Source organism: Alicycliphilus sp. T452 (genome assembly GCF_054512775.1).
On record NZ_JBTNEH010000009.1, the window covers coordinates 46,241 to 70,980 of the forward strand.

The following is a 24,740-nucleotide window of genomic DNA, read 5'->3' on the forward strand; positions in this document are numbered from 1 at the left end:
GCGCTTCACGCCCGCTCCAGCACGTGGCGCACGGCGCAGACCACGCGCAGCGCGTCTTCATCGCTCATGCGGCTGTAGATGGGCAGCGACGCGGTGCGCTCGTAAATGGACTGGCTCACGGGGAAATCCTCGGGCCGCAGCGCGCACGATTCGCGCCAGTACGTCATCTGATGCAGCGGCACGTAGTGCACGCTCATGCCGATGCCCTGTGCGAACATGGCATCGACGAAGGCGTCGCGCGGCATGCCTTGCACCTCGATGGGAAACAAGTGCCACGCATGCAGGTCGCCCGGCGCCGGCAGCGGCGGCAGCGTGAGCGGCAGATCCGTCAGCGCGCCGAGGTAGATGCGCGCGATGGCCTCGCGCCGCTGCTGCATGCGCCGCAGCTTGGGCAACTGCGCCAGGCCGATGGCGGCGGCGACGTCAGTCAGGTTGTACTTGAAGCCCGGTGCGATCACGTCGTAGCGCCACGCGGGCACGGGTGTGTTGAAGCGCGCGAACGCATCACGGTCGATGCCGTGCAGGCGCATCACGCGCGCGCGGTGAGCCAGTTGCGGGTCGCGCATGACCAGCATGCCGCCCTCGCCTGTGGTCATGGTCTTGTTGGCGTAGAAGCTGAACACCGTGGCGTCGCTCTCCAGGGTTCCGACGAGTTGCCCGCCATGCGTGGCGGGCAGCGCATGAGCCGCGTCCTCCACCACCTTGATGCCGTACGAGCGCGCCAGCGCCAGGATGGCCGTCATGTCGGCGCTGCGCCCACCGAAGTGCACGGCGATGATGGCGCGCGTGCGCGGCGTGATGCGCCGCGCCACCTGCACGGGATCGATGCAGAGCGACGCGCGCTCCACGTCCACCAGCACCGGCTGCGCGCCCAGGTAACGGATCACCTCGGCCGTGGCCGTGAAGGTGTGCGTGGTGGTGATTACCTCGTCGCCCGGGCCGATGCCCAACGCCTCCAGCGCCAGGTGCAGCCCGGCGGTGGCGGAATTGACGGCGATGGTCTGCAAGCTGGTGTCGCCCAGGGATTCGGCGAACGCCGCCTCGAAGCGCCGCGCCTTGGGGCCCGTAGTGAGCCAGCCGGAGCGCAGGGTGTCGAGCACCTCGGCCTCTTCCTCGGGGCCGATGTCGGGCAGGGCGAAGGGCAGGAATTCAGTCATGGGGCTTATCGATCAGGCAAAGCACATGCGTGCGCAGCCACGGCACGGCATTGGCCCAGGCATAGAGGCCAGGATGCACGCGGCAGAACGCGCGCCCCAGCGGCGGCGCCAGCGTCACGCGGCGCGCCTGCACACGGCCCTGCGGGAACAGTTCGCGCACGCGCGCCAGGGGCACGCCGCGCACGTCGGGGTTGCGCGGGTTGTTCACGGTGAAATCGTGCCACAGCACCGCACCGCCGGGCCGCAGCCATTGCCAGACGCGCGCGGCCAGCGCCTGCTGCGCATCGGCGGAGAGGACGGACGAGAACACCGTGAACAGCAGCACCAAGTCCTGGCTGCCCTCGGGCAGGTCGGCGTGCAGCGCGTCGACACTCCGGATGCGGCACGCGGCGGGGAGCCGGGCGCGGGCCTGGGCGGCGCGGGCCTCCAGCAACTCGATGCCCTGCACGTGCGCGGGGTCGGTGCCCAGGCGGATCAGATCCTGGAGGTTGCCACCGCTGCCACAGCCTACTTCGAGCACCGCGAGGCCGGCCAAGTCACGGCCGCGCAGAAGCTGGACGATGGCGCGCTGACGTTCCTGCCAGGCCGCGAGGGCGTAGGGATCGGTGAGCGCGTAGCGCTGCGCATCCCGCGCCGCGTCGCGGCGCGCGTAGCGCGCACGGACGGCCTCGGTCTCGGACGGGCGCGTCATCGCGTCAAGGCTCCGTAGGCGGTCCGGGGCTCGCGGCGGTGCAGCACGTCCCACCAGCCGCACAGCGATCCCCAGCCGTAGCCCAGGTGGCAGGCCGCGATCACGGCTACCACGCGCGCGGCGTACGCGGGCGTGAGGCCGTCCATGCCCGCGAGCGCCAGCACGAGCAGCGCGCCATAGGCCAGCAGCAGCGCGGCCAGCGGCCAGGGGCTCACGACGGCCGCCAGCACCACGCCCAGCCCTAGCGCGAGCACGAACGCTGCGGGCACCAGGTGCCGCAGCGCCGCGGGCTGCCCATGCTTGGCGATCACGAAGGGCTTCCAGTAGCCGTACTGCGCCCACTGGCGCAATACCTGCGCAAGCCGCGCGCGCGGAAAGTAGGTGGAGCGGATGCGCGGGTTCTGCCAGATGCGCCCGCCCGCGCGGCGGATGCGCAGGTTGTGCTCGTCGTCCTGGTTGCGCACCAGCCGCTCGTCGAAGCCCCCCACGCGCTCGAACGTCGCGCGCGGCCAGCAGCCGAGGTAGACCGTGTCCACTTCACCCTCGTAGTCCAGGACGCGCGAGCGCGCGCCGCCCGCCACCCAGCGCGACTGGAAGGCCGCTGCCACGGCACGCTGCATGGGCGTGCGGCCCTCGGCGCGCCAGGGGCCGCCGGCGTTGTCGGCGCCGCTCTCGCGCAGCGCCGCGATGCATTGCGCGAGGTAATCGCTCGCGTATTCGCTATGGATGTCCAGCCGCGCGATGACCTCGCCGCGCGCCTGCGCGATGCAGCGGTTCAGGCCCGTGGAGACGATGCGGCCGGGGTTGTCCACGCGCTGGAAACGCTTATCCTGCGCGCACCAGCCGTCGAGCAGCTCGCGCGTGCCGTCGTCGCTCTGGCCGTCGGCCACGAGCACTTCCATGCTCCAGCCGGGCGGCAGTTCCTGCCGCGCCACGCTCTCGCAGAACGCGAGGATGTGGACTCGCTCGTTGCGGCATGGGGCGATCACCGAAAGCAGGCTCACGCGCCCTCCCCGCAGCGGAAGTAATAGTGATAGCGGTGCATGGGGAACACGCCGCTTTCCACCCCCCCGAAGCGCTCGCGCATCTGCGCGGCCAGGGCCGTGCAGCGCGTGCTCCACTGCGATCCGATCTCCCAGTAGTGCCCGTCGGTCAGCCGCCTGCGGCACGGGATGCGCAACCCCAGGCACACGTTCACGAAGCGGTTGTGGATGCCAAGCCGCCCCGCAAAGCCCAGCCAGGGGAAGTGCCCCGGCAGCGAGATGAAGGCATTGGGCGCCAGCGCGCGCAGCACGTCGAGGTGCGCGCCGAACTGCTCAAACGGGATGTGCTCCAGCACCTCGCAGCACGAGACCACGTCAAACCGCTCGCCGCGCAGGCGCGCGGGCAGGTCTGCGAGCGGCGCGCAGACGTCCGCACCCAGCGCGGGGTTGATGTCTGCCGTCACCACCTCAATGCTCGACTGCCGCAGGAAGGTGGAGACGAAGCCGTTGCCGATGCCCACCTCCAACACGCGGTGCGGTCGGAAGGCGCGCAGCTGCAGGATCTGGAACGAAAGGGAATGCAGGTGCTCGGGCGTGAAGCTCGCATCGCCCGTGTAGTAGGTACGCGCCAGCCCCGCCTCGCGCGCCGCGCCTACCTTGCCTTGCCTGCCCATGTCGCGCGTTTCCAAGAATACATATCAAACTGGCATTTTGTCATGTGCACCAACCGATGAAAGCTATCATTTTTGAAAATTACCACCCGCTAAGTATCGGTGCGAACCGCGCGCAGGGCGCACACGAGGTAACCCACGTAGATACATGTGGCCGCCGCCGCATAGGCCGTCGCCACGCCCGCCGCACCCCAGCGCAAACCCACGAGCGCCGCGCCTAAAGCGGCCGCGAACAACAGGCACTGGCCCAACAGGCTCAGGCCCAACCAGCCGCGCCATGCAGGGAGGAAGGCCACGGGGCTGGCGACCATGCGCACGGTGCCCAGAGGCAGCAGGAGCAGCACGACCAGCGCCAGCTCGTGCCCCAGCGTGGGGAACAGCCAGGGCAGCAACAGCCACGCGGCCAGCGCGCCCACGAGATGCATGGAAATGGAAACGCCCGCCATGCGCCGCAGCGCCGCCGTCACCACCTCCCGCGCCTGGGCGCGCGAGCCGCTCGCGACGACCTGTGCGCGCAGGCCATCGGCCCAGGCCAGCCCGACGAGGCTGGTCGGCAGCATCGCCACGCGCATCCCGAGCGCGATCACCCCGGCTGCAGCGTCGCCCGCAGTCAGGCCCACGGCCAGCACCTGCCCGTGGTTGGCGGCGGTGTTGAGCGCCAGCCCCAGCCACTCCGCGCGCACGAAAGACCAGCGCGTGCACAGCAAGCGCTGTAGGCGGCGCGTGCCATGCGGCGGAGCACGCATCACGCAAAGGCTGGCCCACGCGGCTGCAGGCAGGCTCCAGACGATGACCTCGGGCGCCTGCAGCACGTAGGCAATAGCCTGCAGCGGCACCATGCAGAGCGCGGGCAGCGCGCGTACCGCCGCAGCAAGGGCCACCCGGCCCTCGCGCGCATGCCCGGCGGCGCGCACCTGCACGAGCGCCAGCGGCGCCACTGCCAGTGCACCCGCGCCCGCCCACCACGGCACGGCCGCGGCCAACGCCACGCCGGCGCCCAGCACTGCCACGCCCAGGCCCAGCCTGAGTGCCAGCCACCGCGCCGCCTCGAACAGCGATGCGGCGCGCGGCGCGCGCGCGTCGAGCTGGCCCGCGTATTCCATGCGCAGCGTGATGAGCGCGGCCAGTACGGTGGCGAGGGCCAGCGCCTGGCTCCATTCGCCGAAGCGCCCCGCCCCGGCCCACCACGATACGAGCCAGGCCGAGACGAAGAACGCGCCGTGCTGCGCGAGCGTCCAACCCACGGCCGCGCGCACGCTCGAAAAGCTCATCCTCCGCACCCCACGCCCTGGCAGGGGACCTCTAGCAGGCGGGCGATGCGCCCGGCGTGGCGATCCATGCAACAGACGTTGTGACCCAGCTCGGCGAAGCAGGCTGCCGATGCCAGGCCCACGTAGCCGGCACCGACGATGGCGATCTTCATGACGTGTGAAATAAAATCATGGGTTTCCCCCCGGAGCCAAGCATTGTCCACGCTCCCTGGCCCATCTTCCTACACTCCCCTATGTCCTCCGAACAGACCAGCCCCGCCGCCGCCCAGGACGAAAACCAACTCATCGCCGAGCGCCGCGAGAAACTCAAGGCCCTGCGCGAGAGCCAGGCCCAGGGCCTGGGCGTGGCGTTTCCCAACGATTTCAAGCCGCGCAACCACGCGGCCAGCCTGCAGCAACGCTATGGGGCGCTCGATGCCGAGGCGCTGGAGGCACAGGACGTAACCGTCAGCGTGGCCGGCCGCATGATGCTCAAGCGCGTCATGGGCAAGGCCAGCTTCGCCACGCTGCAGGACGGCTCCCTCGGCGACACGGGCGGGCGCATCCAGCTCTACGTGACGCGCGACGCCATCGGCGAAGAGGCTTATGCCGACTTCAAGCGCTGGGACCTGGGCGACATCGTGGGCGCGGAAGGCCTGCTCATGAAGACCAAGACGGGCGAGCTGTCGGTCAAGGTCACGCGCCTGCGCCTGCTCACCAAGAGCCTGCGCCCCATGCCCGACAAGTTCCACGGCGTGGCCGACCAGGAGGTCAAGTACCGCCAGCGCTACGTGGACCTGATGACCGACGAGGCCGCGCGCCGCCGCTTCGTGGCGCGCAGCAAGGCCATCGGCAGCATCCGCGCGTTCATGATCGAGCACGGCTTCCTCGAGGTGGAGACGCCCATGCTCCACCCCATCCCCGGCGGCGCCAACGCCCGGCCCTTCGTCACGCACCACAACGCGCTGGAGCAGGAGATGTTCCTGCGCATCGCGCCCGAGCTGTACCTCAAGCGCCTCATCGTGGGGGGCTTCGAGCGCGTGTTCGAGATCAACCGCAACTTCCGCAACGAAGGCATCTCGGTGCGCCACAACCCCGAGTTCACGATGATGGAGTTCTACGCGGCCTACTGGAACTACCGCGACCTCATGGACTTCACCGAAGCGCTCGTGCGCGACGCGGCGCTCAAGGCCACGGGCACGCTGCAGCTGACCTACGGCGCTCGCGCGGTGGACCTGTCCCAGCCCTTTGCACGCCTGACGATCCGCGAGGCCATCTACGAATACACCGAGGCCGGCGCGCACGTGGACGACGCCGCATGGCTCGTGAGCGCGCTCAAGAAGCTGGGCATGACCGAGGAGAAGGACCGCCTGTCCACGCGCTCCCTGGCCAGCCTGCAGGTGCTGTACTTCGAGGAAACGGTGGAGGACAAGCTCTGGCAGCCCACTTTCATCATGGAGCACCCGACCGAGATCTCGCCGCTGGCGCGCGCCAACGACACACGCCCCGAGGTCACCGAGCGCTTCGAGCTCTACATCACCGGCCGCGAGTTCGGCAACGGCTTTTCCGAGCTCAACGACGCCGAGGACCAGGCCGCGCGCTTCAACGCCCAGGTGGCGGCCAAGGACAGCGGCGACGACGAGGCCATGTTCTTCGACCACGACTTCGTGCGCGCGCTGGAGTACGGCATGCCCCCCACGGGCGGCTGCGGCATCGGCATCGACCGCCTGATGATGCTGCTTACCGACAGCCCCAGCATCCGCGACGTGATCCTGTTCCCGGCCCTGCGCCGCGAACAGTGAGCCCCATGCTGGAGCGCCTGAAGACCATCCTGCCGCCTTGGGCGCACGACTGGCTCGACGTGATCGTGCCGGGCGTGCAGATCGCGCTCATCGTGCTGGCGGCGCTGCTGCTGCACTACATCGTGCGGCGCCTCATCCGGCGGGCCAGCGACCACTACCAGTTCCCGCACGAGCTGCTGGCGCCCATCAATGCCGTGGTGCGCTGGCTCATCCTCGGCGGCGCCGCCCTGCTGGCGCTGGAGCGCCTGGGCGTGTCCGCGGCCGTGCTGTGGACGGCCTTCACCGGCTTCGCCACCGTGGGCGCAGTGGCCTTCTTCGCCGCGTGGAGCGTGCTGTCCAACCTGTTCTGCGCCTTCCTGATCCTCACCGTGGGGCCGTTTCGCGTGGGCGACCACATCGAGCTGCTGGACACGGCGGAAAAACCCGGCGCCCTGGGCCGCGTGCTGGACATCAACCTGCTGTACACCACGCTGGAAGACGCCACCGCCCCCGAGCCCGGAACGCTGCTGCAGATCCCCAATGCGCTGATCTTCCAGCGCGTCGTGCGCCGCTGGCGCGCCGGCATGCCGGTGCCGCCTGCCAAGATGCATCCCGCACCGCGCACCGCAGCGGATGCGGCAGAATCCGCTGCGGCCCCCAAGGCCGCCAGCTTTCCCTGAGACAGCCATTTCAGGGAAGTTGATCCATGGCAATTACCTGCCTGCCGTAGCAAAATTTTGGCGACAGCACCAGCCTTGCTTACCCTGTTGCCAATACCATGCGCACGGTTAACCATGGTGGTCTTGATCGCAGGCCCCCACCGGGGCCTGACGATTTTTCAGACCGCTTCACCAAAAGTTGGAGATCGTTTTATGAGCATTCCGTTCCGCATGCACACCGTCGTCGCCGCACTGGGCCTGGCCAGCGCGGCTTTGTTGTCCACCGCGCATGCACAGGTCAAGATCGCCATGGTCGTCCCGGCCACCGGGCCCGTCACCCAATACGGTGACATGGTCAAGGAAGGCGTGAACACGGCCGTGGAACAGGCCAACGCCGCCGGCGGCATCAACGGCAAGAAGATCGAGCTGGTCACCGTGGACGACGCCTGCGAGCCCAAGCAAGGCCCCGTCGCCGCCAACCGCGTGGTCAACGACAAGATCCACTACGTGGTCGGTCCCGTATGCTCGGGCGCGGCGATTGCCGCCGCCCCCATCTACAACAACGAGGGCGTGGTCGTCGTGACCCCCTCGGCCACCTCGCCCGCGCTGACCGAGGGCAAGAACTACCACTTCATCTTCCGCACCATCGGCCGCGACGACCAGCAGGGTCCCGCCGCCGCCAAGTTCATCATCGAGAAGGTCAAGCCCAAGAAGGTCGCCGTGCTGCACGACAAGCAGTCCTACGGCCAGGGCATCGCCGCCTCGGTGCGCGACGACCTGAAGAAGGCCGGCATCAACGTGGCGCTGTTCGAGGGCATCAACGCCGGCGACAGCGACTACTCCGCCGTCATCACCAAGCTCAAGAGCGCTGGCGTCGACTTCGTCTACTACGGCGGCTACCACCCCGAAATGGGCCTGCTGCTGCGCCAGGCCGGCGAGCAGGGCCTGAAGGTGAAGATGATGGGCCCCGAGGGCGTGGGCAACCCCGAGGTCAACGCCATCGCCGGCCCCGCCGTCGAAGGCATGCTGCTGACCCTGCCCGCAGACTTCTCGACCAACCCCAAGAACGCCGCCATCGTGAAGGCCTTCAAGGACAAGAAGCGCGACGCCGGCGGCGCCTTCCAGATGACCGCCTACGCTGCCGCGCAGGTCATCATCGACAGCATCAAGGCCGTGGGCGACAACCCCGCCAAGGTGGCCGACCACATGCACAAGACCACCTTCGAGACGCCCCTGGGCGCCATCGGCTGGAACAAGAACGGCGACCTGAAGTCCTTCGACTTCCAGATCTTCGAGTGGCACAAGGACGGCAGCAAGTCCGTCGCCAAGTAAGCTGCCTGCGCTCTTCACCCCGACGCCCTCTCCGCCAGGAGGCGGGGCCGTCGGGGTTTTGTCGTGCCCCCCGGGCATGGCCGCCCATTTGTTCCCCATCTCTTTATCGAGAGGCCCAGGATGTCTGAATTCCTGCCGCAGCTGCTCCAGCAGCTCTTCAACGGCCTGTCGCTCGGAGCGATCTACGCCCTGATTGCCATCGGCTACACCATGGTGTACGGCATCATCGGCATGATCAACTTCGCGCACGGCGAAATCTACATGATCGGCGCCTACGCGGGCCTGGTCACCCTGGCCGCGATCGGCACGCAGAGCGGCCTGCCGATTGCCGTCATCATCGCCCTCATGCTGCTGGTCGCCGTGCTCGTCACGGGCGTGTACGGCTTCGTGGTCGAGCAGGTGGCCTACAAGCCGCTGCGCAACGGGCCGCGCCTGGTGGCACTGATCTCGGCCATCGGCATGTCCATCTTCCTGCAGAACTGGGTGGCCCTGGGCCAGGGCGCGCGCGACATGGCCGTGCCTTCGCTGCTGCCGGGCGCGCTGCGCTTTGGCGACGAAAGCGGCTTCGAGATCTTCGTGCCCTACACCCGCGTGCTCATCATCGTCGTCACCGTGGTGCTGATGATCGCCCTCACGCTCTACATCAAGCATTCGCGCATGGGCCGTGCCTCGCGCGCCTGCTCGCAGGACATGCACATGGCGGGGCTGCTCGGGATCGACGTGAACCGCGTGATCTCGTTCACCTTCATCCTGGGCGCGGTGCTGGCGGCCGTGGGCGGCGTGCTGATCGCGCTCGCCGTGGGCAAGCTCAACCCCTTCATCGGCTTCATCGTGGGCGTCAAGGCGTTCACGGCGGCCGTGCTCGGCGGCATCGGCTCCATACCCGGCGCCATGCTGGGCGGCGTGCTGCTGGGCGTGGCGGAGACTTTCGCGGCCGCCTACATCTCGTCGGAATACAAGGACATCGTGGCCTTCGGCCTGCTGGTGCTGATCCTGCTGTTCCGCCCCACGGGCCTGCTCGGCAAACCTGAAGTGGAGAAAGTCTGATGAGCGCCGCCATCTCCTCCTCCGCCCGCCCCGGCTGGCGCCAGAACCTGGCCCATGCCCTCACGGCCACGGTGCTCACGGCCGTGGTGGTCACGCCCATCTTCGGCCTGCACCTGGAGCGCGCGGGCGTACGCACCATCATCGCGCAGCACTGGAGCAACGTGGCCTGGGCCTGCCTGCTCGTCTTCATCGCGCAGATGCTGCGACCCCTGTTCGCGGGGCGCAACATGCACCTGCCCTGGCCGAAGCTGCCCGCCATCCCCGCGCGCCAGCGCGGGGTGTGGATCACGGCGGCGCTGCTGCTGGCCGTGGCCTGGCCCTTCTTCGCCGGGCGCAACGCCGTCGATATCGCCACCCTGGCCATGATCTACGTGATGCTGGGCCTGGGCCTGAACGTGGTCGTGGGCTTCGCCGGCCTGCTGGACCTGGGGTTCGTGGGCTTCTACGCCGTTGGCGCCTACACCTATGCGCTGCTGTTCCACTGGGCGGGCTGGAGCTTCTGGGAGGCGCTGCCGCTGGCGGGCGCCGCCTCGGCGCTGTTCGGCTTCGTGCTGGGCTTTCCGGTGCTGCGGCTGCGCGGCGACTACCTGGCCATCGTGACGCTGGGCTTCGGCGAGATCATCCGCCTGCTGCTGGTCAACCTCACGGACTTCACCGGCGGCCCCGACGGCATCTCGGGCCTGCCCAAGCCTTCGGTGTTCGGCCTGGAGATGGCGCGCAGCCCCTCGGCCGAGGGCGCCACCACTTTCCACCAGTTCTTCGGGCTGGAGTTCAACTCCATGCACATGGTGATCTTCCTGTACCTGATGGCGCTGCTGCTGGCGGTGGTCACGCTGTTCATCAGCAACCGGCTGATCCGCATGCCCATAGGCCGCGCCTGGGAGGCGCTGCGCGAGGACGAGATCGCCTGCCGCTCCCTCGGCCTGAACCCCATGAAGATCAAGCTCTCGGCCTTCACGCTGGGCGCCATGTTCGCGGGCTTCGGCGGCGCGTTCTTCGCGGCGCGCCAGGGCATCGTGAACCCCGAGTCGTTCACCTTCATCGAGTCGGCGCTGATCCTGGCCATCGTGGTGCTGGGCGGCATGGGCTCGCAGCTCGGGGTGATCCTCGCGGCCATCCTGCTCACCGCCCTGCCCGAGTTCGCGCGCGAGTTCGCCGAGTACCGCATGCTGATCTTCGGCCTGGTGATGATCCTGATGATGGTGTGGCGCCCGCAGGGCCTGCTGCCCATGCAACGCCACCACGTGGAGGTGAAGTGATGGCAGCCGGCAACAGCTTTTTGCACGTCGAGGGCCTGAGCATGCGCTTCGGCGGCCTGCTGGCCGTCGACGGCATCGCCTTCGATGTCAAGGAACGCGAGATCTTCGCCATCATCGGCCCCAACGGCGCGGGCAAGACGACGGTGTTCAACTGCATCAGCGGCTTCTACCGCCCCACCACGGGCAACATCCGCCTGCAGGGGCAGGACATCGCCGGCCAGGGCAGCCACAGCGTGGCGCTGCACGGACTGGTGCGCACCTTCCAGAACGTGCGCCTGTTCAAGCACATGACGGTGCTGGAGAACCTGCTCGTGGCGCAGCACCGGCACCTGTCCACGAACCTGCTCACGGGCCTGTTCAAGACGCGCGGCTACCGCGAAAGCGAGCAGAAGGCCCTGGACAACGCCCTGCACTGGCTGGACTACATGGGCCTGCGCGAGTTCGTCAACCGCGAGGCTGGCAACCTCGCCTACGGCCACCAGCGGCGCCTGGAGATCGCGCGCTGCATGGTGACCAAGCCGCGCGTGCTCATGCTCGACGAGCCCGCCGCGGGCCTGAACCCGCAGGAAAAGAAGGACCTGCAGGGCCTGATCGAGAAGCTGCGCCAGGAGTACGGCGTGGCGGTGCTGCTCATCGAGCACGACATGAGCCTGGTGATGGGCGTGTCCGAGCGCATCCTGGTGATGGAATACGGCCGCCCGATCGCCCTGGGCACGCCCGACGCCATCCAGAAGGACGAGCGCGTGATCAAGGCCTACCTGGGAGAGGAATGATGCAAGCCATGCTGGAATTCAAAGGCATCAGCACCCATTACGGCGCGATCTGCGCCGTCAACAACGTCAGCCTGCACGTCAACAAGGGGGAGATCGTCTCGCTCATCGGCTCCAACGGCGCGGGCAAGACCTCGCTCCTGATGACGCTGTGCGGCAACCCGCGCGCCAGCAGCGGCCAGGTGCTGTTCGAGGGCGAGGACATCACCAACACGCCGTCCCACCTCATCATGCGCAAGGGCATCGCCATTTCGCCCGAGGGGCGGCGCATCTTCCCGGCCCTCACGGTGGTGGAGAACCTGCAGATGGGCGGCTTCTTCCAGTCCAAGGACGCGATCGGCGAGGGCATGGAATACGCCTTCAAGCTCTTTCCGCGCCTGAAGGATCGCGCCAACCAGCGCGCGGGCACCATGAGCGGCGGCGAGCAGCAGATGCTGGCCATAGGCCGCGCGCTCATGAGCAAGCCGCGCCTGCTGCTGCTCGACGAGCCCACGCTGGGCCTGGCGCCGCTCATCATTGCGCAGATCTTCGAGATCATCCAGGAGATACGCGCGCAGGGCGTGACGGTGTTCCTGGTGGAGCAGAACGCGAACCGCGCCCTGTCCATCGCCGACCGGGGCTACGTGCTGGAAACGGGCCGCCTGGTGCTGGAGGACACGGGCGCCAACCTGCTGACCAACGCCGACGTGCGCAAGGCCTACCTGGGCGCCTGACACCAGAGGTTGGGCCGGGCATGAAAACCCGGCCTAACCCTTTCCAGCCAAGCGCTGCCAGCTCTCAAACCTGAAGCAGATCAATCACCCAGGCACACGCCGATGTCGCGCGCCATGGTGATCAGGTCGTGGTCCGGCGGCACCTTGCGCTGGGTGTTCGCCACCCGGGCGATCTCCACGCTGCCGATGCGCCCGTCCTGCAGCGTGACCATGCGGTCCAGCTGGCCGGCGATCACCAGCTGCGCCGCGTGGTGGCCGAAGCGCGTGGCCAGCACGCGGTCGAACGGCGTGGGGTCGCCGCCGCGCTGCACGTAGCCCAGCACGGTGGTGCGCACCTCGCTCTTGAGGTGCGGCTGCAGCTGCTGGCGCAGCACGTGGCCCACGCCACCCAGGCGCACCGGGTCGGGGCTGCCGGCCACGCGTTCGCGCACGGTGATCTCGCCGCCGCGCGGCTTGGCGCCCTCGCCTATGCAGATGATGGTGTAGCGCTGGCGCCGCTCGCGCTCGCGGCAGCGGCGGACGATGGCCTGCAGGTCGTAGTCGATCTCGGGCAGCAGGATCACGTCGGCCGCGCCGGCGATCCCGCTCTCCAGCGCCAGCCAGCCCGCGTGGCGGCCCATGGTCTCGACGATCATCACGCGGTGGTGGCTGTTGGCCGTGCTCTCCACGCGGCGCAGCGCGTCGGTGGCCGTGGCCACGGCCGTGTCGAAGCCGAAGCTGCGCTCGCACAGCGCGATGTCGTTGTCTATGGTCTTGGGCACGCCCACGCAGGCCAGGCCGATTCGCTGCAGGCCGTGCGCCAGGCTCATGGTGCCGTCGCCGCCTATGGCCACGACCACGTCCAGGCCCAGGGCGCGCACGTTGCGCCGCACCTGCTCCAGCGTGGCCTCGTCCTTCAGGGGGTTGGCGCTGTTGCTCGTGCCCAGGATGGTGCCGCCCATGTGCAGGATGCCCGAGACCCGGTCCCACACCAGCGGCCGGGCGCGCGGCGCGTCGCCCATCAGGCCCTCGAAGCCGTCCAGGATGCCCAGCACCTCGACCCCCTTGCCGTGGCCATGCTGGATCAGCGACTTGGTGACGGCGCGGATCACCGCGTTCAGGCCGGGGCAATCGCCCCCGCCCGTGAGCACGCCGATGCGCATGTTCATGGCAGCAGGTCCAGCGCGTGCATGTAGGCCGGCTGCACCATGAGGTCGTCCCAGGGCTGCGGCAGGGTCTCGGGCAGCAGCGCCTGGCGGCGCGCCTCGCTGGCCCTGCTGGCCTGCCAGCGGCCCGCGGCCTGGGCGTCGGCCAGGCCGGCTATGAGTTCGTCCACGGCCTGGCCGTCGCCCAGGCTCTGGTTGCACAGCAGCACCAGGTCGCAGCCAGCATTGAGCGCGGCCACGCCCGCGTCGGTATAGCTGACCACCTGGCCATCGATGCGCCGCGCGCCCTCCATGCTCAGGTCGTCGCTGAAGACGGCGCCGTCGAAGCGCAGCCGGCCGCGCAATATGTCCTGCAGCCACCTGGCCGAGAAGCCCGCGGGGCGGCCGTCCACCTTGGGATAGATGACGTGCGCCGGCATGACGCTGGTGAGCACGGTGGACAGCCACGGGTACGGCGCCGCATCGTCGGCCAGGATGGCCTTGAGGCTGCGCCGGTCCACCGGGATCTCGGTGTGCGAGTCGGCCCGGACGAAGCCGTGGCCCGGGAAATGCTTGCCGCAGTTGGCCATGCCCGCCTGCAGCAGCCCCTGCATGAGCGCGCGCGCCAGCATGGCGACCACGCGCGGGTCGCGGTGGAACGCGCGGTCGCCGATCACGCCGCTCTCGCCCCAATCCAGGTCGAGCACGGGCGTGAAGGAGAAATCGACGCCGCAGGCGCGCAGCTCGCTGCCCAGCACGTAGCCCGCCGCCGTGGCCGCGTCCATGGCGCGCAGGGCGCCGCTGCCCTGCCCCGCCTTGCCGTCGTTCATCCACAGCTCGCCGAAAGCGCGCATGGGCGGGATGTGGGTGAAGCCGTCGGTGCGAAAGCGCTGCACGCGCCCGCCCTCGTGGTCCACGCAGATCAGCAGGTCGTGGCGCACGGCCTTGATGGCGGCCGTGAGCGCGAGCAGCTGCGCGCGGTCCTGCCAGTTGCGCGCGAACAGGATCACGCCGCCCACGAGCGGGTGGGCCAGGCGGCGGCGGTCGTCGGCGCTCAGCTGCGTGCCGGCCACGTCGATGATGAGGGGGGCGTGTTCCGTCATTTGTCTTTCGCTTTCATTTCGATAGCTTCCAGCGCTTGATGGACGGGCGCTGGAGGCCATTTTGGCTTCAATCCTTCTCCACCACGCAGAAACTCGCGGCGTAGTCGCTCTCGTCGGTCACGCTCAGGTGGCAGCGCAGGCCGCGCGCCTCGAACCAGTCCTTGAGCGCGCCGTGCAGCACGATGGTCGGCTGACCGCTGGCCAGCTTGGCCACCTCGCAGTGGCGCCAGGTCATGGGCATGCGCATCCCCAGGCCTATGGCCTTGCTGAACGCCTCCTTGGCGGAAAAGCGCGTGGCCAGGTAGCGCACGCCGCGCTCGGGCCAGCGCGCGCCGCGTGCGCGCCAGGTGGTCAGCTCGCCGTCCGCCAGCACCTTCTCGGCGAAGCGGTCGCCATGGCGCGCCAGGCTGTCGCGGATGCGGCGCACGTCGCAGATGTCCGTGCCTATGCCATAGATCATGGTTTCAAGTGAAATAGGCCCCCAGCGCTTGTGCAACAAGCGCCAGCAGCTATGGAATCAGGAGTCGCGTTCGAGCATGCCCTGGTCTATGCAGCGCTGGTAGGCGCGCACCGTGTCGCCGTAGCCCAGTTCCAGCGCGTCGGCGATCAGCGCATGGCCTATGGAGACTTCGAGCACGCCGGGCACGGCGGCCAGGAAGTCGGCCAGGTTGTCGCGGTTCAGGTCGTGGCCGGCGTTCACGCCCAGGCCCGCGTCCAGCGCGGCCTGGGCCGCGGCGCGGTAGCGCGCGAGCTCGGCGGACTGCCGGGGCGTGCCCCAGGCCGCCGCATAGGGCTCGGTGTAGAGCTCCACGCGGTCGGCGCCCACGGCCCTGGCAGCGGCCATCTGGTCGGGCACGGGGTCCATGAACAGGCTGACGCGCACGCCCAGGGCCTTGCATTCGGCCACCAGAGAGGCGAGCCGCTCGGCGTCACCGGGGAAGCGCCAGCCATGGTCGCTGGTGAACTGGCCCACGCTGTCGGGCACGAAGGTGGCTTGGGCAGGAAGCACCTGGCGGATGAACTCCATCAGGTTGTGCGTGGGGTTGCCCTCGATGTTGAACTCGGCCTGCGGCCATTGCTTGAGCAGGGCGGCCAGCTCGTGCACGTCCTGGGCGCGGATATGGCGCTCGTCGGGCCGCGGGTGCACGGTGATGCCCTGCGCGCCCGCCTGCAGGCACAGCTGCGCGGCGCGCGTGACGCTGGGTATGCCCAGATGGCGCGTGTTGCGCACCAGGGCCACCTTGTTGACGTTGACCGAGAGGGCTGTGCGTGGGAGGGAGGTCATAGCGATTGCAGGTCCATCATGAGCTGGCGCGTGCGCAGCAGGGGGCTTCCGCAATGGTATTGCAGCAGCGCGCGCAATTGTGCTTTGAGCTCTCCGGCGGCGGGGGCTCCCGCGCCGGCCACGGCGCGCAGGACCGCCGTGTAGCCCTGCTCCAGCGCCCGCTGCAGCACCAGCCACTGCGCGCCCGTGAGGGCCGCGCGCTCGCCATGGGCCGCGGCGCGCAGGCCCCCTTCGGCCACCAGGGCGTAGCGCGACTGCGGCGCCAGCGCGCCGAGCGTGGCGGTTTCGGCATCGAGCGCGGGCAGCAGGCCGATCTCGCGCAGCAGCAGCAACTCGAAGGCGCGCAGCACGGGCTCCAGCGCCTCGCCGTGCGCGCCGCTGCCGAGCACGCGCACCACGCCCGCGTACAGGTCGAAAAGCTGGGCATGCGTGTCCTCGCGCGCCAGCAGGCGCAAGAGCAGCTCGTTGAGGTACAGGCCCGACAGCAGCGCGTCGCCCGTGGGCAGCACGTGGCCGCCCACCCACTCCGCGGCCTTGAGCGTGTGGATCTCGCCCTGCCCGACCTCGCCCGCCAGGCCCCAGGCCAGGCGCAGCGGCTGCAGCGGCAGCAGCACGGGGCGGAAGTTGGAGGTGGGCTTCTTCGCGCCCTTGGCGACCAGGGCGACGCGCCCGTAGTGGCGCGTGAACACGTCCAGGATCAGGCTCGACTCGCTCCAATCGTAGGCGTGCAGGATGTAGGCGGGCTCGTCGGCAATGCGGCGCGTAGCCATGGCGAAGCTATTCTTTCAATAGCTGCCAGCGCTTATTGGATAAGCGCCAGAGGCCGATTTACATGCGCACGCCGCCCGCAGCGCCTGAAACCCGCACCCGGGCCACCTGTCAGAAGGCCGCGGAGCAGGCCATGCCAGCGGACGCCGTGGAGCTGGCTTTGCCAGGCCACCGGCGGCGTCCCCCTGGGGGGAAGGCGCGAAGCGCCTCAGGGGGGTGTCCATCATTCATAACCGAAGGAGCGTACGCGCGCCTCGTCGTCGGCCCAGCCGGAGCGCACCTTGACCCAGACTTCGAGGAACACCTTGGCGTCGAGCTGCTTTTCCAGCTCCTGGCGCGCCTCGGTGCTGATGCGCTTGAGGCGCTCGCCCTTCTCGCCGATCACCATGGCCTTGTGGCCGTCGCGCTCCACGACGATGGTCGCCGCGATGCGGATGAAGCGCTTGTGCTGCTTGCTCTTTTCCTCGTCCCACTTGTCGATGACCACGGTGGACGTGTAGGGCAGCTCGTCGCCCGTGAAGCGGAACAGCTTCTCGCGCACGGTCTCGCTCGCGAGGAACTTCTCGCTGCGGTCGGTCAGCTCGTCCTCGGCGTACCACCAGGGCTGCTCGGGCAGGTACTTCTCGCAAATGCCGAACAGGCGCTCGATGTCGCCCTTGTTCTTGGCCGACATGGGCACGAACTCGGCGAACGGGTGGCGCTCCTGCATGCCCTTGAGCCAGGGCGCGATCTCGGCGCGGCGGTGCACGGTGTCGAGCTTGTTGGCGATGAGCAGCGTGGGGATGCCGGGCTTGAACAGGCTCAGCACCTTGGCGTCGGCCAGCGTGAAGCTGCCGGCCTCGACCACGAAGAGGATCAGGTCCACGTCGCCGATCGCGCCCATCACCGTCTTGTTCAGCGACTTGTTCAGCGCCGTGCTGTGCCGCGTCTGGAAGCCCGGCGTGTCCACGAACACGAACTGCGTCTGCCCCCGCGTGCGTATGCCGGTGATGCGGTGGCGCGTGGTCTGGGCCTTGCGGCTGGTGATCGAGATCTTCTGGCCCACGAGCGCGTTCATCAGCGTGGACTTGCCCACGTTGGGCTTGCCCACGATGGCGATCAGGCCGCAGCGCTGGCCCGCGGCGTCGCCCGCCGCGCTGCCGCCCGCCCGCGCGGCGGCGAGCATGGATTCAAGGTCATTCTGGCCGCCAGCATCCGGTTCATCGGCGCTGCCAGCTACTACATTCATAGCATTCATGCGTGCTTTGCTTTCAATTGGGCCAGCATGGCGGCGGCTGCCGCCTGTTCGGCCGCGCGGCGCGACGCGCCGCTGCCGCGCTCGGCCAGCCGCAACGCGGGGACCTCGCATGCGACGTGGAACACCTGCTTGTGCGCGACCCCCGTGGTCTGCACCACGCGGTACTGCGGCAGGCTCATTTTGCGGCCCTGCAGCCACTCCTGCAACGCCGTCTTGGCGTCCTTGGCGGCCTCCTGCAGGCGCGGGCTCAGCTCCACACCCTCGAACAGGCGGTGCACCAGGGCCTGGGCCTGCTCGTAGCCCGCGTCCAGGTAGACGGCGCCGATGATCGCCTCCAGCGCATCGGCCAGGATGGAGGGACGCAGCTTGCCGCCGGAGCGCGATTCGCCCTCGCCCAGGCGCAGCACCTGCGGCAGCTGCAGGCGCACGGCGATGCCGTGCAGCGATTCCTGCCGGACGAGCAGGGCGCGCACGCGCGAGAGCTCGCCCTCGGGCAGGCCCTGCATGCGCTTGAACAGCAGGCTGGAGACGGCCAGGCTCAGCACCGAATCCCCCAGGAACTCCAGGCGCTCGTTGTGGTCGGCCGAGAAGCTGCGGTGCGTGACGGCACGCTGCAGCAGCGAGGGATCGGAGAACATGTGCTGCAGCCGCTGCTGCAGCGCCGGGAGGCTGTCGGATGGCACTACGAGGACCGGCCCTATTTGGTCGATTCTTGGAAGCGGTAGACCAGGTAGGCCGGCCCCGCCAGCGGTATCTCACGCGAATAGCTGAACGAGACGACGACCTTGTCGTTGCGCTTGGTGATCTCCAGGTCCTTGCCGGAGATGGAATGGATGTCGTCGATCTGCGCGGCGCGGTCGAACGCGGCGCGGATCTCCGGCACCGTGGTGCCATCGCGCGCGGCCTTGGCGGCCGCCTTCTTGATGGCTACGTACTCGATGAAGACGGGGACGGACTGCCCGCCGATGGCAAACGCCGAGACGGCCAGCAGGCCCACGAAGATCACGCCGATGAAAGACAGCCCGCGCTGGCGCGAACGTGCTGCCGTGCGTTGCAGACCCATACCTACCTCCCCCTCAGTTGAACGAGCCTATGCGTTTCAGATCGCCGAAATTCATCCACACGAAGAAGGCCCTGCCGACGATGTTCGCATCCGGCACGAACCCCCAGTAGCGCGAATCGAGCGAATTATCGCGGTTGTCGCCCATCATGAAGTAGTGGCCCTCGGGCACCTTGCAGGACACGCCCTCGACGCTGTAGCGGCACTGGTCGCGGAACTGGTAGTTGCTGGCCCCCTGCACGAAGGCCGGCATCTCGGGGTTGTTGAGGATGCGGTGGCGGTGCGTGCCGAGCTGCTCCTCGAACTGCTTGAAGTAGCGCATCGCATCGCGGTCGAAGAAGTCGGGCAGCGCCGTGGCCGGCACGCTCTGGCCGTTCACGGTGAGGCGCTTGTTCAGGTAGGCCACCTCGTCGCCGGGCAGGCCGACCACGCGCTTGATGTAGTCCATGCTGGGCTGGGGCGGGTAGCGGAACACCACCACGTCGCCGCGCTCGATCGGCTTGCCCTGGGTGATCTTGGTGCCCAGCACGGGCAGGCGCAGGCCGTAGGTAAACTTGTTCACGAGGATCAGGTCGCCCACGAGCAGCGTCGGGATCATCGAGCCCGAGGGGATCTTGAACGGCTCGAACAGGAACGAGCGCAGCAGGAACACCACGGCGATCACCGGGAACAGGCCCGCCGTCCAGTCCAGCCACCAGGGCTGCATGAGGATGCGGCCCTTGGCCTCCTCCACATCGCCGTCCACCTTCTGGATGCCCATGCGGTCGAGCTCCGCGCGGCGCTGGGCCGCGGCGTCCTCCAGTGCCTGCGCTGCCTTGCGCCTGCGCGGCAGGAACACCAGCCGCTCGGCCAGCCAGTAGCCGCCCGTGACCACGGTGGCAAGGAACAGCAGCAGCGCGAAATTGCCTTCTATGGCGCCCACGTACCAGGCGCCGATATAGCCCACGAAGGCCGCGAGCACGGCGCCCGTGATGTATTGCATGGCTTGCATCGCGTATCAATCCTCCACTTGCAGGATGGCGAGGAACGCCTCCTGCGGAACTTCCACCGAGCCGATCTGCTTCATGCGCTTCTTGCCCGCCTTCTGCTTTTCCAAGAGCTTCCTCTTGCGCGTGATGTCGCCGCCGTAGCACTTGGCCAGCACGTTCTTGCGCAGCGCCTTGATGGTCTCGCGCGCGATGATGTTGGCGCCGATCGCGGCCTGGATGGCCACGTCGAACATCTGGCGGCTGATGATCTCGCGCATCTTGGCCGCCACGGCGCGGCCCCGGTAGGCGGCCTGCGTGCGGTGCACGATGATGGACAGCGCGTCCACCTTCTCGCCGTTGAGCAGGATGTCCACCTTCACCACGTCGGAGGCGCGGTACTCCTTGAACTCGTAGTCCATCGAGGCATAGCCGCGCGACACGCTCTTGAGCTTGTCGAAGAAGTCCAGCACGATCTCGCCCAGCGGCAGCTCGTAGGTCAGCATGACCTGGCGGCCGTGGTACTGCATGTTCATCTGCACGCCGCGCTTCTGGTTGGCCAGCGTCATCACCGGGCCCACGTAGTCCTGCGGCATGTACAGGTGCACGGTGACGATGGGCTCGCGGATCTCCTGGATGCGGCCCTGGTCCGGCATCTTGGAGGGGTTCTCCACCATGATGACCTCGCCGTCGCCCTTGACCACCTCGTACACCACGCTGGGCGCGGTGGTGATCAGGTCCTGGTCGAACTCGCGCTCCAGGCGCTCCTGCACGATCTCCATGTGCAGCAGGCCCAGGAAGCCACAGCGGAAGCCGAAGCCCAGCGCCTGGCTCACCTCGGGCTCGAAGTGCAGCGAGGCGTCGTTGAGCTGGAGCTTCTCCAGCGCGTCGCGCAGCGCGTCGTACTGGTTGGCCTCGGTGGGGTAGAGCCCGGCGAACACCTGGGGCTGGATCTCCTTGAAGCCGGGCAGCGCCTCGGTGGCCGGGCCCGCGTTGTTGGGCAGCTTCTTCTCCAGCGTGATGGTGTCGCCCACCTTGGCGGCCTTCAGCTCCTTGATGCCCGCGATGATGTAGCCCACCTCGCCCGCCCTGAGCGCGTCGCGCTGCACGTTGGCGGGGGTGAAGACGCCGAGCTGGTTGGCCTCGTAGGCGGCGCCCGTGGCCATCATCTTGAAGCGCTCGCCCTTCTTCAGCTCGCCATCGACCACGCGCACCAGCATCACCACGCCCACGTAGCTGTCGAACCAGCTGTCGATGATCATGGCGCGCAGCGGCGCATCGGGCTTGCCGCGCGGCGCCGGCACCTTGGCCACGATCTGTTCGAGCACGTCGTCGATGCCCATGCCGGTCTTGGCCGAGATGGGAAGAGCCTCGCTCGCGTCGATGCCGATCACGTCCTCGATCTCGGCCTTGGCGTTCTCGGGGTCGGCCTGGGGCAGGTCCATCTTGTTGAGCACGGGCAGCACTTCCACACCCAGGTCGAGGGCCGTGTAGCAGTTGGCCACCGTCTGCGCCTCCACGCCCTGCGAGGCATCCACCACCAGCAGCGCGCCCTCGCATGCGGAGAGCGAGCGCGAGACCTCGTACGAGAAGTCCACGTGGCCCGGCGTGTCGATGAGGTTGAGGTTGTAGACCTGCCCGTCCCTGGACTTGTACTGCAGCGCCGCGGTCTGCGCCTTGATGGTTATCCCACGCTCCTTCTCGATGTCCATCGAGTCGAGCACCTGCGCCTCCATCTCGCGGTCGGCGAGGCCCCCGCAGCGCTGGATGATGCGGTCAGCAAGCGTGGACTTGCCGTGGTCGATGTGCGCAATGATCGAAAAATTTCTGATGTGGTTCATCAACGGGATACGACAAATGTTTGAATGGCAAGACCCAGGACAAGAAAAAAGGGCGCGTCAAACAAGCGACGCGCCCTGAACCAACAATCTTTGGCAACTGCGATGGTTGGAGCCTCATTGTAGGCAAAAAGCCTCCCGGGGGGAGGCCATCCAACGACTGCCGAGGGCCGTTGCCATGGTGCAACGAAAATTTTATCAACAGATTATCCACAGAAATTCCGCCCTCTCTGAACAACAGGTGTGCAAACTGTGGAGCGGCTGTGAATTGCGCCATGCGTTTCCGCATGGCGGCGCAGCAGCACCGAGTTTATAGCGAATACTTCTGTATCAAGGGTGCATTCTATCGAAATGGGCAGATAGGACTTTGCGCCGGACGCCACGCGCCAGGCACAAAGCCCTATTCCCGAGCGGGATGCGGGGTGCCTCAGCGCGCGGGGCGGATCAGCGCGTACTGCGCCCACTCGCCGCGCCGCAGCAGCACGTTCACGGGCTTGCCCTTGTCGGCCTTGGCCAGCGCGGCCTCGAAATCCTTGAGGCTGCGGACCTCCGTGTTGGCCAGGGCCACGATCACGTCGTCCGCACGCAGGCCCGCGCGCGCGGCCGCATCCTCGGCCGAGACCACGCGCACGCCGCCCTTGATCTTGAGTTCCTTCGCCTGGGCCGGCGTCAGCTCCGCCACCACCAGGCCGAGCTGCTGCGCGGCCACTGACGGCGACTTGCCCTTGCCATTGCCCTCCGCGGCCTTGGCCACGGCCTTCTCGTCGGGCTCGACCTCGGCGATGGTGATCGTCAGGTCCCGCGCGGCGCCCCGGCGGAAGACCGTGATGCTGGTCTTCGTGCCCGGCTTGGTGTTGCCCACCAGGCGCGGCAGGTCGGCCACCTTCTCCACCGCCTTGCCGTCGTAGCGGGTGATGATGTCGCCCGCCTCGATGCCGGCCTTCTCCGCGGGCGAGCCCGGCTCCACGCCGCGCACCAGCGCGCCCTGCGACTTGCCCAGGCCGATCGATTCGGCCACGTCCTTGGACACGGACTCGATCTGCACGCCGATGCGGCCGCGCGTCACGCGCCCGCTGGCGCGCAGCTGCTCGCTCACGCGCATGGCCTCGTCGATGGGGATGGCGAACGAGATGCCCATGAAGCCGCCGGAGCGCGAGTAGATCTGGCTGTTGATGCCCACCACCTCGCCGCGCATGTTGATCAGGGGCCCGCCCGAATTGCCGGGGTTGATGGCCACGTCGGTCTGGATGAAGGGCAGGTAGTCGCCCGTGTCGCGCTGCTTGGCGCTGACGATGCCCGCCGTCACCGTGTTCTCCAGCCCGAAGGGCGAGCCGATGGCCATGACCCATTCGCCGGCCTTCAGGCGGCTCACGTCGCCCACGCGCACGGCCGGCAGGCCGGTGGCGTCGATCTTCACCACGGCCACGTCGGTGCGCTTGTCGGCGCCGACGATCCGGGCCTTGAATTCACGCTTGTCGGTCAGGGTCACGACCACCTCGTCCGCGCCCTCGACCACGTGGGCATTGGTCATCACGTAGCCGTCGCTGCTGAGGATGAAGCCCGAGCCCACGCCGCGCGGCTGTTCCTCGGGCTGCTGGCGCCTGGGCCCCTGCTGGCGCGGGATGTTGGGAACGGGCAGGCCGAAGCGCTTGAAGAACTCCAGCATGTCCTCGTCCATGCCATCGATCGACGGACGGGCCGCCACCTTTTCCAGGGTGCGGATGTTCACGACCGAGGGCCCCACCTGCTCCACCAGTTCGGTGAAATCGGGCAGCCCTCTCAGCGCGGGCGCCGACTGGGCGTGCGCCGCGGATGCGCCCGCCAGCAGGCCCGTTCCCCCGGCCAGCGCCACCATCGCCGCCAAGGCGCAGGACTGCAGCCCCTGTTTCCACTCGATCCTCGACATCATCGGTCTTTCCCATCCTCAAAGAGTTGCCCCGCCACCCGCGGGGAATGCAGTATGTGAAGTTGCGCGGCGCCATTGGTTCCCCGCCATCGCCGCGCCCGACGCGCGGCCTCAGCGCCCGCGCCGCATGGTTTGCATGAAGTACCGCAGCGTCCGCGGCGGCACCTCGCCCACGGCAGTGACCCAGGTGTCTCCGGACATCCTCTGCGCCAGCACCTGCGTGGCGCCCATGCTGGCCTCCTGAACCGCCAATGGGTGGCGCCGCGCGACGTAGGGCTCCATGAAAACCGACAGGGTCGCCATGCCGTCGGAATAAATGCATTGCACGACCGGCCGTGCCGGCTCCGCCGGCGCGAGGCCTTGCCGCCTGTAGCACCCCTGCGACGCGAAGCCGGCCACGGTCTCGTCCAGGGTCCAGCCCTCGGCCTGCGCGGTGGTCGGCTGCGTGGACACGGCCACCAGGCGATAGCCGGCCACATCGGCCATCATGCGCGCCATGGACTGCAGGCCCAGGGGCACCCCCATGGTCAGTTCCGAGAACGCCGCCTGCTCCAGCACGCGCCCGTCGCCATCGAGGGTCTGCATCTTCACGAGCAGCCCGGATGCCCGGTCGATCCAGACACGGTAGCCGAAGCGCCAGGCATCGCGCGGCACGAAGGCGAGCATGTCGGCATCGAGCCCCGCCACGCGCTCCGGCCGGCCCATCTGCACCATGTAGTGCCGTGCCGGCTGAACCCCGGCCGCATCGGGCACACGCGGGAAGGAAGCGGAAGCGCCCTGCATTTCGCTGCGCACGATGCGCTCGCGTGGCAGGAAGGTGCGAACCTCGCCATCGCGGCGGAAGACGACACGGGGCGTGCCGCTCAGCGATTCCACGCGTTCGATCTGGCTCTGCCCATCGCAGGCGTGCCAGATGCGGGAACTGGCCATCGCGCCATGCGCCGACAGCACCACGAAGGTGCCGCTGTAATTGCGCCCGAGCGCAGCCTGGCGCATGCGGCCGATCCAGGCGGCCACGTCCATGGACTCGCGCGCCTCTCCCGGCGCAGCCGTGTTCGCCTCGTGCGCGCGGGCAGCGGGTGCGGCAGCCATGAGCATGCAGCCCACCACGGCCACGCAGCGCGCCGCCCGGCGAAGGGAG

The 24,740-nt window shown here is 68.4% G+C and carries 25 protein-coding genes; 7 read left to right on the top strand and 18 right to left on the bottom strand.

What is annotated here, in order from left to right; genetic code table 11:
* Positions 1-5 precede the first annotated feature (5 nt).
* From ACX12L_RS10085 to ACX12L_RS10110, 6 genes are all read right to left on the bottom strand, one after another.
* The gene (locus tag ACX12L_RS10085) at positions 6-1,157 is read right to left on the bottom strand and encodes a DegT/DnrJ/EryC1/StrS family aminotransferase (RefSeq protein WP_459262413.1); all 1,152 of its coding nucleotides are present in this window, start codon (positions 1,155-1,157) and stop codon (positions 6-8) included.
* The gene (locus ACX12L_RS10090; protein ID WP_459262414.1) at positions 1,150-1,848 is read right to left on the bottom strand and encodes a class I SAM-dependent methyltransferase; all 699 of its coding nucleotides are present in this window, start codon (positions 1,846-1,848) and stop codon (positions 1,150-1,152) included. Before ACX12L_RS10090 ends, ACX12L_RS10085 begins: the two co-directional genes overlap by 8 nt.
* The gene (locus ACX12L_RS10095) at positions 1,845-2,852 is read right to left on the bottom strand and encodes a glycosyltransferase family 2 protein (protein WP_459262415.1); all 1,008 of its coding nucleotides are present in this window, start codon (positions 2,850-2,852) and stop codon (positions 1,845-1,847) included. The genes ACX12L_RS10090 and ACX12L_RS10095 overlap by 4 nt, the downstream gene beginning before the upstream one ends.
* Positions 2,849-3,505, bottom strand: coding sequence for a class I SAM-dependent methyltransferase (locus ACX12L_RS10100; protein ID WP_459262416.1), 657 nt, complete (start codon positions 3,503-3,505; stop codon positions 2,849-2,851). The genes ACX12L_RS10095 and ACX12L_RS10100 overlap by 4 nt, the downstream gene beginning before the upstream one ends.
* Before the next feature lie 89 nt (positions 3,506-3,594).
* A complete protein-coding gene (locus ACX12L_RS10105) occupies positions 3,595-4,773 on the bottom strand; it encodes a hypothetical protein (RefSeq protein ID WP_459262417.1) in 1,179 nt (392 codons plus the stop codon).
* On the bottom strand, positions 4,770-4,925 hold the full coding sequence (locus ACX12L_RS10110; RefSeq protein WP_459262418.1) for an NAD-binding protein: 156 nt from the start codon (positions 4,923-4,925) through the stop codon (positions 4,770-4,772). The genes ACX12L_RS10105 and ACX12L_RS10110 overlap by 4 nt, the downstream gene beginning before the upstream one ends.
* Positions 4,926-5,006: 81 nt before the next feature.
* On the opposite strand from ACX12L_RS10110, the gene lysS reads away from it, so the two are divergent.
* The 7 genes from lysS to ACX12L_RS10145 all read left to right on the top strand — a co-directional run bounded on the left by lysS (position 5,007) and on the right by ACX12L_RS10145 (position 12,313).
* Positions 5,007-6,554, top strand: coding sequence for a lysine--tRNA ligase (lysS, locus tag ACX12L_RS10115; protein WP_459262419.1), 1,548 nt, complete (start codon positions 5,007-5,009; stop codon positions 6,552-6,554).
* 5 nt (positions 6,555-6,559) lie between these two features.
* Positions 6,560-7,213, top strand: coding sequence for a mechanosensitive ion channel family protein (locus ACX12L_RS10120; RefSeq protein ID WP_459262420.1), 654 nt, complete (start codon positions 6,560-6,562; stop codon positions 7,211-7,213).
* Between the two features lie 192 nt (positions 7,214-7,405).
* On the top strand, positions 7,406-8,524 hold the full coding sequence (locus ACX12L_RS10125; protein WP_459262421.1) for a branched-chain amino acid ABC transporter substrate-binding protein: 1,119 nt from the start codon (positions 7,406-7,408) through the stop codon (positions 8,522-8,524).
* 120 nt (positions 8,525-8,644) lie between these two features.
* Positions 8,645-9,571, top strand: coding sequence for a high-affinity branched-chain amino acid ABC transporter permease LivH (gene livH / locus ACX12L_RS10130; RefSeq protein ID WP_459262422.1), 927 nt, complete (start codon positions 8,645-8,647; stop codon positions 9,569-9,571).
* Positions 9,571-10,830, top strand: coding sequence for a high-affinity branched-chain amino acid ABC transporter permease LivM (locus ACX12L_RS10135; protein ID WP_459262423.1), 1,260 nt, complete (start codon positions 9,571-9,573; stop codon positions 10,828-10,830). Before livH ends, ACX12L_RS10135 begins: the two co-directional genes overlap by 1 nt.
* On the top strand, positions 10,830-11,603 hold the full coding sequence (gene livG / locus ACX12L_RS10140) for a high-affinity branched-chain amino acid ABC transporter ATP-binding protein LivG (RefSeq protein ID WP_459262424.1): 774 nt from the start codon (positions 10,830-10,832) through the stop codon (positions 11,601-11,603). The genes ACX12L_RS10135 and livG overlap by 1 nt, the downstream gene beginning before the upstream one ends.
* Positions 11,603-12,313: an ABC transporter ATP-binding protein gene (locus ACX12L_RS10145; RefSeq protein WP_459262425.1), complete on the top strand. Its 711-nt coding sequence runs from the start codon at positions 11,603-11,605 to the stop codon at positions 12,311-12,313. The genes livG and ACX12L_RS10145 overlap by 1 nt, the downstream gene beginning before the upstream one ends.
* Positions 12,314-12,393: 80 nt before the next feature.
* Here ACX12L_RS10145 and ACX12L_RS10150 read toward each other — a convergent pair whose 3' ends face one another.
* From ACX12L_RS10150 to ACX12L_RS10205, 12 genes are all read right to left on the bottom strand, one after another.
* Positions 12,394-13,455 carry a 6-phosphofructokinase gene (locus ACX12L_RS10150; protein WP_459262527.1) on the bottom strand — a complete coding sequence of 354 codons (1,062 nt, stop codon included), beginning with the start codon at positions 13,453-13,455 and terminating at the stop codon, positions 12,394-12,396.
* Positions 13,456-13,457: 2 nt separating this feature from the next.
* Entirely contained in the window at positions 13,458-14,540 is a 1,083-nt protein-coding gene (gene nagZ, locus ACX12L_RS10155) for a beta-N-acetylhexosaminidase (RefSeq protein ID WP_459262426.1), read from the bottom strand.
* Between the two features lie 67 nt (positions 14,541-14,607).
* A complete protein-coding gene (gene acpS, locus ACX12L_RS10160; protein ID WP_459262427.1) occupies positions 14,608-15,000 on the bottom strand; it encodes a holo-ACP synthase in 393 nt (130 codons plus the stop codon).
* 57 nt (positions 15,001-15,057) lie between these two features.
* Positions 15,058-15,825, bottom strand: coding sequence for a pyridoxine 5'-phosphate synthase (locus ACX12L_RS10165; RefSeq protein ID WP_459262428.1), 768 nt, complete (start codon positions 15,823-15,825; stop codon positions 15,058-15,060).
* Positions 15,822-16,595, bottom strand: coding sequence for a DNA repair protein RecO (gene recO / locus ACX12L_RS10170; protein WP_094437886.1), 774 nt, complete (start codon positions 16,593-16,595; stop codon positions 15,822-15,824). The genes ACX12L_RS10165 and recO overlap by 4 nt, the downstream gene beginning before the upstream one ends.
* A gap of 221 nt (positions 16,596-16,816) precedes the next feature.
* Positions 16,817-17,821: a GTPase Era gene (gene era / locus ACX12L_RS10175; protein WP_459262528.1), complete on the bottom strand. Its 1,005-nt coding sequence runs from the start codon at positions 17,819-17,821 to the stop codon at positions 16,817-16,819.
* Positions 17,822-17,826: 5 nt separating this feature from the next.
* Positions 17,827-18,468 (bottom strand): ribonuclease III, encoded by a 642-nt coding sequence (gene rnc, locus ACX12L_RS10180; protein ID WP_459262429.1) that lies wholly within the window; start codon positions 18,466-18,468, stop codon positions 17,827-17,829.
* A 59-nt stretch (positions 18,469-18,527) separates the two neighbouring features.
* Entirely contained in the window at positions 18,528-18,893 is a 366-nt protein-coding gene (locus ACX12L_RS10185; protein ID WP_459262430.1) for a DUF4845 domain-containing protein, read from the bottom strand.
* A 13-nt stretch (positions 18,894-18,906) separates the two neighbouring features.
* The gene (gene lepB, locus ACX12L_RS10190) at positions 18,907-19,881 is read right to left on the bottom strand and encodes a signal peptidase I (RefSeq protein WP_459262431.1); all 975 of its coding nucleotides are present in this window, start codon (positions 19,879-19,881) and stop codon (positions 18,907-18,909) included.
* A gap of 6 nt (positions 19,882-19,887) precedes the next feature.
* Positions 19,888-21,696 (bottom strand): translation elongation factor 4, encoded by a 1,809-nt coding sequence (lepA, locus tag ACX12L_RS10195; protein ID WP_459262432.1) that lies wholly within the window; start codon positions 21,694-21,696, stop codon positions 19,888-19,890.
* Positions 21,697-22,120: 424 nt separating this feature from the next.
* On the bottom strand, positions 22,121-23,602 hold the full coding sequence (locus ACX12L_RS10200; RefSeq protein WP_459262433.1) for a DegQ family serine endoprotease: 1,482 nt from the start codon (positions 23,600-23,602) through the stop codon (positions 22,121-22,123).
* 108 nt (positions 23,603-23,710) lie between these two features.
* A complete protein-coding gene (locus tag ACX12L_RS10205; protein ID WP_459262434.1) occupies positions 23,711-24,697 on the bottom strand; it encodes a MucB/RseB C-terminal domain-containing protein in 987 nt (328 codons plus the stop codon).
* Positions 24,698-24,740 lie beyond the last annotated feature (43 nt).